The organism is uncultured Marinobacter sp. (assembly GCF_963974375.1).
In the GTDB taxonomy this organism is placed as follows: domain Bacteria; phylum Pseudomonadota; class Gammaproteobacteria; order Pseudomonadales; family Oleiphilaceae; genus Marinobacter.
Window position 1 is genome coordinate 1 of the sequence record NZ_CAXBDN010000139.1, and the last position, 11,066, is coordinate 11,066.

At 51.2% G+C, this 11,066-nt stretch carries 11 protein-coding genes; all 11 read left to right on the forward strand.

Translation table 11 applies throughout. The features are described from left to right. Positions 1-272 precede the first annotated feature (272 nt). A complete protein-coding gene (locus tag AAC035_RS12500; RefSeq protein WP_339804649.1) occupies positions 273-542 on the forward strand; it encodes a DDE-type integrase/transposase/recombinase in 270 nt (89 codons plus the stop codon). 502 nt (positions 543-1,044) lie between these two features. Beyond that, positions 1,045-1,749, forward strand: coding sequence for an L-threonylcarbamoyladenylate synthase (locus AAC035_RS12505; protein ID WP_339804651.1), 705 nt, complete (start codon positions 1,045-1,047; stop codon positions 1,747-1,749). Between the two features lie 47 nt (positions 1,750-1,796). Continuing rightward, a complete protein-coding gene (locus tag AAC035_RS12510; RefSeq protein ID WP_339804653.1) occupies positions 1,797-2,981 on the forward strand; it encodes a hypothetical protein in 1,185 nt (394 codons plus the stop codon). Continuing rightward, positions 2,982-3,662, forward strand: a complete 681-nt coding sequence (locus AAC035_RS12515) for an iron-containing redox enzyme family protein (protein ID WP_339804655.1) — start codon at positions 2,982-2,984, stop codon at positions 3,660-3,662. It abuts the gene before it with no gap. An 18-nt stretch (positions 3,663-3,680) separates the two neighbouring features. After that, positions 3,681-4,862 carry an amidohydrolase family protein gene (locus tag AAC035_RS12520; protein WP_339804657.1) on the forward strand — a complete coding sequence of 394 codons (1,182 nt, stop codon included), beginning with the start codon at positions 3,681-3,683 and terminating at the stop codon, positions 4,860-4,862. Positions 4,863-4,867: 5 nt separating this feature from the next. Continuing rightward, positions 4,868-6,262, forward strand: a complete 1,395-nt coding sequence (locus AAC035_RS12525) for a 3-isopropylmalate dehydratase large subunit (RefSeq protein ID WP_339804659.1) — start codon at positions 4,868-4,870, stop codon at positions 6,260-6,262. A 398-nt stretch (positions 6,263-6,660) separates the two neighbouring features. After that, on the forward strand, positions 6,661-7,236 hold the full coding sequence (locus tag AAC035_RS12530) for a YbhB/YbcL family Raf kinase inhibitor-like protein (RefSeq protein WP_339804661.1): 576 nt from the start codon (positions 6,661-6,663) through the stop codon (positions 7,234-7,236). A gap of 31 nt (positions 7,237-7,267) precedes the next feature. Beyond that, entirely contained in the window at positions 7,268-7,906 is a 639-nt protein-coding gene (gene leuD, locus AAC035_RS12535) for a 3-isopropylmalate dehydratase small subunit (RefSeq protein WP_339804663.1), read from the forward strand. 13 nt (positions 7,907-7,919) lie between these two features. Next, a complete protein-coding gene (locus AAC035_RS12540; protein ID WP_339804665.1) occupies positions 7,920-8,651 on the forward strand; it encodes a Sua5/YciO/YrdC/YwlC family protein in 732 nt (243 codons plus the stop codon). Further along, positions 8,648-9,742, forward strand: coding sequence for a citrate/2-methylcitrate synthase (locus tag AAC035_RS12545; protein ID WP_339804667.1), 1,095 nt, complete (start codon positions 8,648-8,650; stop codon positions 9,740-9,742). The genes AAC035_RS12540 and AAC035_RS12545 overlap by 4 nt, the downstream gene beginning before the upstream one ends. An 83-nt stretch (positions 9,743-9,825) precedes the next feature. Further along, on the forward strand, positions 9,826-11,066 hold a 1,241-nt coding region (locus AAC035_RS12550; protein ID WP_339804669.1), incomplete at its 3' end, for a hypothetical protein.

Below are 11,066 nucleotides of genomic sequence, written 5' to 3' on the forward strand. Positions count from 1 at the left end.
GGTATCAATGCACTCTCCGGCTGCTGTATCCAGGCAACGACACCTTGGTCGCTGGTTCCGTGAAGGCTTGATGTAGGCGGATAAGCGCCCGGAGGTGGTTCGGCCTGAACCGGCGACAAGCTCAGTGAAGAGCAGCAGAGGATCCTGTCGACCTGCAACTCGGCCCGTTACCAGAGCTCGCCACTACCGCAGATCGTGCCGTCTCTGACGGACGAGAGGTCAACCTGGCATCGGAGTCGTCGTTTTACCGGGTCCTGTAAGCCCACATCCAGTTGAACCATCGGGGTCAGAGTATCGCTCCCCGACGCTCGGGGGAGATAACAACGCATCATGCCCAGGGCCCCCGCGAACTCTGGTGCTGGGATATTACTTATTGTGCCTCCGCCGTTCGCGGACAGTTCTACTACCTGCATATGTTTGGAGACGTGTACAACCGGAAGATCGTGGGGTACGAGCTCAACGAAGCTGGAAGCGGCGACTATGCCGCCGAGTTGTTGCAGCGTTGCCTGTTGCTGAGAGATGCCTCCACCGGCCTCTGGTGATGCCTTCTGATAACTGTGCGCCAATGAAAGCCCAGACCATTGAAGGCGAAGCTCGAAGAACCGGGCGTCCTACCTTTATGAAGGTACGGAGGTGGCGATCCTGGCACAACGTTAGTGGGTGCTTTCTGGAACAGGCCAGAGAACGAACTGCTGGCCGCTGGGGACCACGTCCGATCAGGAGCTGTGAACCGGTCGGGCCAACGACTCTGAACCCGGATGTGGAAAAAGTCGTGGCTTAGACGGAAAAACAGTGCCAACTATCTTGAGATGCACCGGGCTCTTGAAATCATAGCATTTTCAGCCGCTTTCTTTTGTCACCTCATGAGAAATCCGGGAAAAATAGACAACCCTCTCAAGGTCTGCGCCATAAGAACTCCTTATATTGCACCATAAGATTATATCGTTTGTTATGCAGAAGACTCCCTGAAAGAATAAACCCACAGCATAACTCGTGCGAATTAAGAAAAATGAACTAGGAATGCGGCAACCGAATGGAGTCAATATGATAAATTCAGATAAAAGAATAAAAAAATTAGACCTGAACACTATAAAAGAAGCTGCAAGAATACTTGATCAGGGTGGCCTGGTTGTTTTGCCATCAGATACCAATTACTGCATACACTGTGATTATAAAAACCCGAACGCAGTAAAACGACTATATGATACAAAAAAAAGAAGCGGAAATAGTCCACTATTGATGACTGTTCCAGACGCCAGTTATATTTCCAGCCTTGCCGAGCCGAATGACCATGCCTTGAAACTCGTAAGTCAATACTGGCCAGCCCCCTTTAGTGTCATTCTTCTACGAAAACCGAAAGTACCAGACTTCGTAGTACGAGGCCTTCAAACAGTTGGTCTTGGGTGCCACAAACACCCTGCATTGAAGATGCTCTTCCGCCTTCGACCTGATGCCCTTGCGTCGAGTTCAGCCAATGTTTCAGGAGGTCCAGACCCCAAGAGTGCAGATGAGGTGGCAAAGCAGATTGCCCTTGGTGTTGACCTGATAGTAGACGGTGGACACCTAGATTCCCGTCATGCGAATACACTTATTGATTTCTCAGAGTACCCACCTGTTGTTGCTAGATCCGGTGAGTTCCCCTTAGAGCTCGTACGCCAGATCATTCCAGACATCAACGACACTGTAACCAATGAGCAATACAAAACTCGCACTCAAGGACAGGTCAGTAAAGTGTGGGGCGCAATCTAAGCAGAAAGAAAGCTAACAGCAGTTAAACGTGGAAACGAGGGACGACCATGCGCACTGTAAAATTCTTCGATACGACACTTCGTGATGGTGAGCAAGCTCCAGGCAACGCCATGTCAGTTGAGCAACGAGTAGAGCTTGCGGAATGGATTGATCTTGCTGGTGTTGACTATATTGAGGGCGGTTTCCCTTCGTGCTCCCAAGCTGATTTCGAAGCCACCAAAAGAATCAGCGAACTTGGCCTGAAGGCGACCATATGTGCCTTCGCCAGAGCCAAGGCAGCGGATATTGAGTGTGCCATCCGGGCCACAGAGGATGCCGCAAAATCTCAGATTCAGTTACTGCTTACCGGCTCTGAGATACATCTTGAGAAGAAACGCCGATTCTCTCTGCAGGATGCTGTCGATGAGGCCCGGGAGTCTGTTCGAATTGCAAGGGCCAACGGAGCAAAGCATATCTCCCTGGGTTGCGAGGACGCTGCAAGGGGATCGCTTGACATGCTGAAGCAGGTGATCTCTGCCGGGCTGGAGCAAGGGGCGGACTGCGTCGTGTTGGCAGATACAGTTGGAGCAGCCTTACCCAATGAATTTGAAGAGAAGGTAAGGGCTATTCGGGAGTTTGTCGGGGACGGCGTTGAGTTGTCTGTTCACTGCCACAACGACATGGGGCTGGCCGTAGCCAATACGTTTGCCGGGCTCGTCGGTGGTGCAGACTGCGCGCAGGTATCCTTGTGCGGAATCGGTGAAAGAGCGGGCAACACCGCCATGGAAGAGCTTGCCACGGTCATCCGGTATCGGGGGCACGAGGTTGGTATGCAGTCCCGCCTCAACCCTGTCCAAATGGTTGAAGCATGTCAGAAACTGATCAGTGAGATTAGCCTAGTTGTTTCGCCGCAAAAGCCGCTCATTGGGAGATATGTTTTTTCGACAGCGGCAGGCATTCATATTAGTGGGATGTTACAGGACCCCGAGTGTTATGAATATGTAAGTCCTGAAGATTATGGTCGCAAGCGCGAATACCTTATAAGTAGACTTTCAGGTCGCAGTGTAATCGCGGATCGCTTGAAGAAGTATAACCTTTACTCAAGTCCAGAGCTTGTTGATCGCATGTATAGGCTCATTACTAAAAGCAAGGAAGTCCATAAATATAACAATAAAGAACAGTTCTATGACTTTTACATTCAACAGAAGCGTCATATCTATGGTCAACTTAACGTGGAAGATGGGGTTAGATAAATGAAGGAAAGGATTCTTGATGAAATTGACAAGTTTATCGACGAAAACAGGTATGTAAGGCATCAGTCGGTTCAGAATATTGTGAACAAAGTGGCGTCGCGTTCCGCGTTAAGAAATTGGTCGACTCAGAAATACCACCAAACTTACCTTCAGAATGTGGCGTTCAGCGCAATACACAGCAATGCGAGGGATTACCCGGACATACGAATTTTCCAAGTCGACCAGTTAGTTGGTGAAGAAACCGATATATGCGACGGAACAGATAGCCATTTCAACCTAATGAAACGATTCGCGATTGCCTGTGGTGCGAAAGAGCATGAGGTCGATAACACACCCGTTGCGGAGCCGGTAAGGCGATTTACTGATTACTTAGTTAGCTGCTGTAAAGAACGGCATCCGGTTCTAGCGATGCTGGCGATTTATTGTAACGAACGACAAACGCCCGCCAGTGCCAGCCAGATGGCGGGCGCCCTGAAGGGAGAGTATGGCTTCAATGACAGCGAACTGGAATGGTTTTACCTGCACGGCGAGCTTGATGTTGATCATAGCGACCAGGCAAGAAACCTGATCATGCGACACGCGGATGATGTAACGGATTTCGAGCGAAGCGCATGGGAGGTGGTCAGGCTAGCAATTGTGGAGTGGAACAATCTTCAGGACTACTACGCATCAATCAAGTAAGGAAAGAAGAGGTCAAAGATGGAAACCAAGAGCATAAATGTAGATAAATCAGCAACCCAGAGCTACAAGGAACTTTATAAACTGGCTCGCCCGTTTATCGATGCCGATTCCCATATTGAGGAAAGCGAAGAAGTTTTCAAGTATATCGATAAGGAGTACGAGCATCGTCGGCCAACTATTGTTGATATCGAAGGCGTGATCAAGCATCGACCTACTAGGAACAAAGTTTGGTTGGTCGACGGAGAAATACGTCCAAAACTGATGGGGCAGAATCCATCCTGTTATGCCAGCCCACCGACATCAGATTATGCCAAGTCGAAACCGGTCAGCGTTTCGGTACAGGCACTGATGGACCCAGACGAGTACATCGAGTGCATGCAGACCATTGGTTTGGATGTGTCCGTGCTTTATCCAACGCTGATGTTGCACCCCCTAACGCGTGATCCCGGGTTTGAGGAAGCGTTGGCACGAGCCTACAACTCGTTCATGGGCGAGCGTTGCGGCCGACGATCGGAGAACCTGAAATGGGCCGCTGTGCTGCCCATGCGAAATCCGGACGCAGCTGCCCGGGAAGTGCGTCGGGCGAAATCCCTTGGCGCGTCCACCTGCATGCTTCTAAGCACCGTCGGTGATATCCCTTTGCATGACCGTCGCTTTGACATTGTCTACGAGACTCTGTGTCTCGAAAAGATGCCGATGAGCATTCATGTGGGATGGCCTCATGACAGCCTGAATGATTCAATTTCTAGTATTCCCGCTAGCTTGGTGCTCCACTTCGAGGCTGGCATGTTGCACGGCATGTTTTCAGTGCTTGCGGGAGGAATCCTGGATCGGTTCCCAGAGTTAAAAGTGGCTTTTGTAGAGGCCGGCGCGGTCTGGCTTCCAACCTTCCTTGATCGGGCGGAAAAGTGGCGTAAAACTCCCACCGCAGAGATCTGGTTGGCAGAGAAAGGGCCGGTGGATTACCTACGTGAAAATCAGGTTTTCTTCACCGTCGAAGGAGATGAACCACGGCTTGAAGAATTTGTTGCCCTGGTTGGTGAAAACCGGATTCTGGGTTCCGCCGATTTCCCTCACGTGCATTACGAAGGCGGGAAGCTGAGCGAAACGTTCAAGGATTTGGTGACTCACCCGGGGTTTACCAACCAGACCAAGGCGAGGTTCCTCGGCAAGAACTCCCTTGATTTCTACAGGATGTAATCGACATGGGCTTGACGACGTTTGACAAGATTTGGGATCAACATACGGTCAAGACGCTTCCGACGGGGGAAGATATCTTATTCATTGATCGCCATCTGTTGCATGAAGTATCCAGTCCTCAGGCATTCGATGGATTAAGACAGAAAGCTCGTGTTGTGCGGTTCCCGAACCTGACGGTGGGTACCGAAGACCATATTGTTTCCACGGTGCCAGGGCGGGTCGCTGGAACCTTTACCGAGGCGGAACAGATGCTAACCGCGATGCGAAGAAACACCGAGGAATTTGGCATCTCCCATCATCGGATTGGCAGCGCTAAACAAGGTATTGTTCACGTTATTGCGCCAGAGCAAGGGCTCGTCATGCCGGGAATGACGGTCGTGTGTGGTGATTCGCACACTTGCACTCTGGGCGCCTTGGGAGCCGTGGCGTTTGGGGTTGGGACCAGCGAAGTTGAACATGTACTGGCAACTCAAACCGTCGTACAGCGGCGCCCTGGCGTGTTACGGGTCTGTCTTGAAGGAGTTTTGAAAGAGGGCAAGTACGTTCTGCCAAAGGATTTCATCCTGACGATATGCCGGCACCTGGGACCTGAGGGTGCCCAAGGCATGGTCATAGAGTTTGCCGGGGAAGCGATCCGTGGAATGCCTATGGAGGGGCGGTTGACAATCTGCAACATGGCCATTGAAGCAGGCGCACGGTCGGGCTTTGTCTCGCCGGATAAGATCACCATAGACTACATCCTGGCAACAGAGGCGGGAAAGCAAATTCGAGACAAGCGCGAACTAGAGAAACACTGGTTGTCGCTCGCCAGTGACAGGTATGCCGAGGTAAGGCGCGAGCTGGTGATCGATATTTCCGACATCGAACCTCAGGTCACCTGGGGAACCCGACCCTCCCAGTCGATGCCGGTCAGTGGCACGATCCCAGTCCCCCAAGATGGAGCGGATGACAAAGCGCTGGCTTACATGGGACTCATCCCTGGAGAGCCCATCCGAGGTACGAGCATCGATACGGTGTTCATTGGGTCCTGTACAAACAGCCGAATTAGTGACTTGCGCATAGCTGCGCATGTATGTCGTAACCAAAGGATTGCTTCCCATGTTGTTGCCTACGTTGTGCCCGGGTCAGAGAGCGTCAAGCGTCAGGCAGAGGAGGAAGGGTTGCTGGATGTGTTCCTTGACGCTGGCTTTGAAGTACGGGAACCAGGTTGTTCAATGTGCGTTAGTGTCAATCGCGAGTTCGTCGAACCCAACCATCGCTGCGTCTCAACGAGTAACCGCAATTTTGAACACCGGCAAGGGCCAAATGCACGCACCCACCTATGCAGCCCCGCGGTTGCCGCGGCATCGGCAATTGCCGGTTTTATCGAAGATCCAAGGACATTGGGGATTCATCTATGAACGAGCCTTACATCAAACATCTCTTTATTTGCACCAATGTTCGGCCAGGTGGTGGTCGGGCATGTGGCAGCTCCGGGGGAATTGGATTTTGTCAATTGGCCAAATCCGTTCTTAGAACAAGTCTCCCGGCGCCTGAAAGGCATCAGTTCAGAGTGTCTTCTTCTGGTTGTATGGGGCGATGTGCGAATGGCCCTGTGGCGGTCTCTTATCCGGATGGTCGCTGGTGGCAATTACGCGACGAGGAACAGGTAAAGGAGATCGTTGGCAATTTAGCGCCTCAGGAGGCGTGTACTGACACAGACAGCTAGCCCAATGTAAGCGCGCTGTAGGGTCGCATTGGAATTTATACGGAGGTAATGATGAAGATATTATCTGGATCGCTCTCGGACGGAAAACGTATGCCCAGCAAGTTCGCATTTGCGAAAAAGGATTCGCCTGAGGGGCTGTGCTTTTCCGACAACGTGAATCCTGAAATCGCATGGAAGGATATTCCCTCCGCCACACGTTCGCTCGTGCTGATATGTCGGGATCGCCACGTACCTGTTGACCTTACAAAAGTCAATTTACCTGGGGTGGTCATACCAAAGAACGCACTAAGGCGAGATTTCTACCATTGGGTCGTCGCCGATATTAATCCAGATATCGGGCGGATACCGGAGGGGAGCGTGTCCAAGTGTGTCACAGTGGGTGGCAAACGTTCACAGCACCACGATGGTTTTATCGAGGGTCTGAACGATTACACGGAAGTTCTCAAGGGTGATCAAACTATGTCAGGCCATTACTTTGGCTACGACGGCCCCTCACCCCCATCCAATGACGAAAAGCTGCATTGGTACGAATTCAACCTTTACGCCCTGTCTGTTCCTTCGCTGAATTTGCCGGAAACATTTTCCGCATACGACGTCATCCCTTTGCTGCAAAAGCACTGCCTGGGTTCAGCGTCGATAATGACGAACTACGCCTATGCACCTTAAATTGAACTGACAGAACGTGGAGGCGGTAATTGTGAATGATCAATGGATATTCCATAACGTCAGGAGCTCTATTTTAGATCAGGACGACGTTGATACCGATGCCATTATCCCGCAGACCGAGCTGGTTACGACAGCCAAGACGGGATTGAGCAAAGGGCTGTTTGCGCGTTGGCGATACGATGGTACCGGACTACTGCGTTCAGATTTTGTGCTCAATAAATCGGATAACAGACGGAGCAAGGTTTTAGTTTCCGGTCGGAACTTCGGATGTGGAAGTTCCAGGGAGCATGCAGTATGGGCGCTGAAGGACTATGGAATTGTCGCAGTTCTGGCTCTGTCGTTTGGCGAAATTTTCTACAGGAATTCTGTGCGAAACGGCTTGATCGTTGCGGCTATCAGTGACGGGACCTACAACATGCTGTTGCGAAGTTGCAATCCAGAATCGATGGGGATGTTTATGTCGCTTGACTTTGGGGGAAAGCGTATCGAATGGCTAACTTCAGAGGGACTGGTGGAGACTGCAGATATCAATATTGACGACGGAGACAGGGAGCGAATCGCCAGCGGACAGGATGACATCGATATCACATTGAAATGCCAATCTGAAATCGATCAATACGTTGAACAAGATTTATCAGCCAGACCTTGGATCTACTCTACCACCCGGTGAAAGGCGCCTTAACATGAGCAAAACATCACTTTTGGAAACAGCCCGAAATGCGGTTTCGGTCATTAAGAACGGAGGTCTGGCATTGACGCCAGCGGATATTGGTTATGGATTGCTTGGTAATTCCGAGTATTCGATACGAAAGATGTACAGCCTCAAGGGACGCTCCTTCACCAATCCATGCATCGTGGCCGGGAACATAGACGTTCTGGCGGAGGTTGCTGTCGTGCCGGATGACGGGACTCTGGACTGGCTTCGTAAGATATCTCAGGAAAGCACGCTGGCGGTTGTCTTTCCTCTAAACAAAGAATCCCAGCTGGCTCGTTCCTTGTCGCCCTGGGTTATCGAACATTCAACGGAAAACGAATCGATTGCGGTGTTCCTTAACTGCGGCCCCATTGTTGATCAAATGGTCAGATTGGCTACTGCAGAAGGAATGTTATTAGTGGGGTCATCAGGCAACTTTTCGAAATCCGGTAACAATTTCCGATTACAGGATGTGCCATTGGAGATTCGTGAAGGCGTGGATTTTTCGTGTGACATGGGGGTATCGAAGTATGAAAACCCGGAGCGCATGGCGACGACCATCCTTAATTTCAGAAACTACTCCGTGAGAAGAATGGGGGTAAACGGTACCGAAATACTGAACAGCTATCGGCGTTTTGCGACCAGGCACAACCTGCCACTCTTCCAGGGAGAGGCAGCACAGATTAATGGAAAACATGAAGAAACGGAGGCCCAAGCATGAGCGAAATAAAAGAAGGTTTGGAAGGCGTAGCCATCGGAACATCTGAGATTACGTACATTGATGGCATGGAAGGTCAGTTGATATTCCGTGGGCATTGGGTCGAAGATCTTGCTATCAAATACTCCTTTGAACAGGTTGCATACCTGCTGCTATTCGGGGAAATACCAGACCCTGCTGAGCTGGCCACTTTCTCAAAGTCAATGGCGGATGCTCGACAGTTACCAGAGTGGGTCTATCTGATGCTGGACCTCGTGCCCGACGAAGCCAGCTACATGGCTGCATTGAGGACCGCGATATCGGCCATGCCAGTGGCGGTTAAGCATTATCCACCGGAAAAGGAGGAAGCCATAAGACTGATAGCCAGAGCCCCGGTTGTGCTCGCTTATCTGTTCAACAAACGCAACGATCAACAGTTTGTTGGGCCTGATCCAACTCTTGGACACGTAGAGAATTACCTTTACATGCTTGCAGGAGAGCGGCCATCGCTGGAAAAAGTCAAGTTGCTGGAGACTTACCTAGTGCTATCCATGGACCACTCCATTAACGCCTCAACCTTTACCGCACGGGTTGTTACCTCAACAGAGGCGGACCTGACATCGTCAATTGTCGCTGCGATAAGCGCGCTTCTCGGGCCCCTTCATGGCGGAGCGCCCTCAAAGGTTGACACTTTACTCGATGAGATCGGTTCGGTCGAAAATGCTGAAGCAGTCATCAAGAAAAAGGTGGGGGGCGGTGAGCGCGTAATGGGGTTTGGTCATCGTGTTTACAAAACCCATGACCCCCGTGGCGCAGCATTACGGAGTATGTGCGAGAAGTATAAAGATTGCGATCCCTTGCTCCAACTTGGACTAGAGGTTGAGCAGGTTATCGTGGACACCCTGCAAGAGCTAAAACCTGGTCGCGACCTGTACCCGAATCTTGAGTTCTGGGCAGCAGCTGCGTTGCGTGTGTCCGGGTTGGAAAAAGATATGTATACACCTACCTTCTGCCTTGGGCGAATCGTAGGTTGGAGTGCCCATATCATTGAACAGGCAAGTAAAAACAGGCTAATACGCCCAACGGTTGTCTACTCTGGAGCGTTCCCAGAGTAAACCAAGGAAGCGAACTACGGCGAGTTGGCAGGAATCAACGGAATGATTCAGTTGGGGGTAGACGATTGAAACTCAGGAGCAAGTTGGCAAAACATAGGCTTTATATTTTAGCTGCAACGGTCGTTTTTGCATCAGGATATACAGCCTGGGACTGGGTCTACGACGACGACAGTATCCAGGCGTTCGTCAATGCTCGTGTCATCGATGTTCGCTCGCCAATCTCCGGAATCTGGATGCCCGAGTCCGATGCCGTTCGGGCTGGGGCCTATATTTTGGGGGGGGAGGCGTTTGGGAAAGTGAAAGGAGCAGACAACAATCCCTTGGCACTTAGTTTGCGGTTACAACGCGCGGACCTCGAGCGACAGACTGCCGTTCACCTTGAGTCGATTGCCTCTCTTAAAGGGAGGTTGCAAAGTAGAGAAAACGAGCTCTCAAGATTCCAGCATTTGTTGGCCCGCCAGATTGAGCTACAGGCAAAAAACTGGTCTGTTGCATTAGATGAGGCTGAAGCCGAGCTTGCGGAGGGGATTGTCAGAAGTCAGTTGAGGAAAAGTCAATTGAGACGAATCCGTGCCTTGGCGGGGAAGGGTTTTGTCAGCGAGGATGAATTGGAAGCCGCTGAGATGTCTCATTATGAGGCCGCCGCCCGGGTTGAGGCACTGCGCTCAAGGCGGGAGCAGATTCTCCTAGATTCAGAAGCGGATGAGCTGGGGTTACAGTTGGGCGGAATGATGACTTTCAGTTATCCCCAGCTTCGAGTTGAAGAGATTGAGCTCGAGATTAAAGACTTGAACCTCGATCTGAAAGCCCGACAAGTTCAACTTGACGCCTTGCGAAAACAGGTAAACCAGGTGTCCTTGGAGCAGGAACAGGAAGAAAGACGGATTGTTTCCACCGACTTTCCGGTATTGATTTGGTCTGTTGAGACTCAAGGGGTCGCGCAGGTCAGCATGAACCAAACCCTACTGCGGGTTATCGATTGTTCGAACATGTGGGTTGAGGCCTTTGTGAACGAACGGGTCGCGTCCAGCTATCATCGGGGAAGCCTGGTTCGAGTTTCACCGATCGGTAGTTCCGAGCACTGGAATGGGAAGGTGGAGTTTGTCAGGTACGGGACTGGGCGCGTGTCAATCGGCCAACCTGTTACTGAACCACCTCCGGAGATTTCCAGAAGGCAGCTTCCTGTACGAGTAGCAACAGTGAAAATACGTGTGGATTGGCATGATGAAAACGATAGATTTGGCTCTTGCCCCGCTGGGCTTAGTGTAAAACCTGAATCAGTGACTTTGCAGGCCAGTATACTCCGCAAAGCGCCATCGGCGCT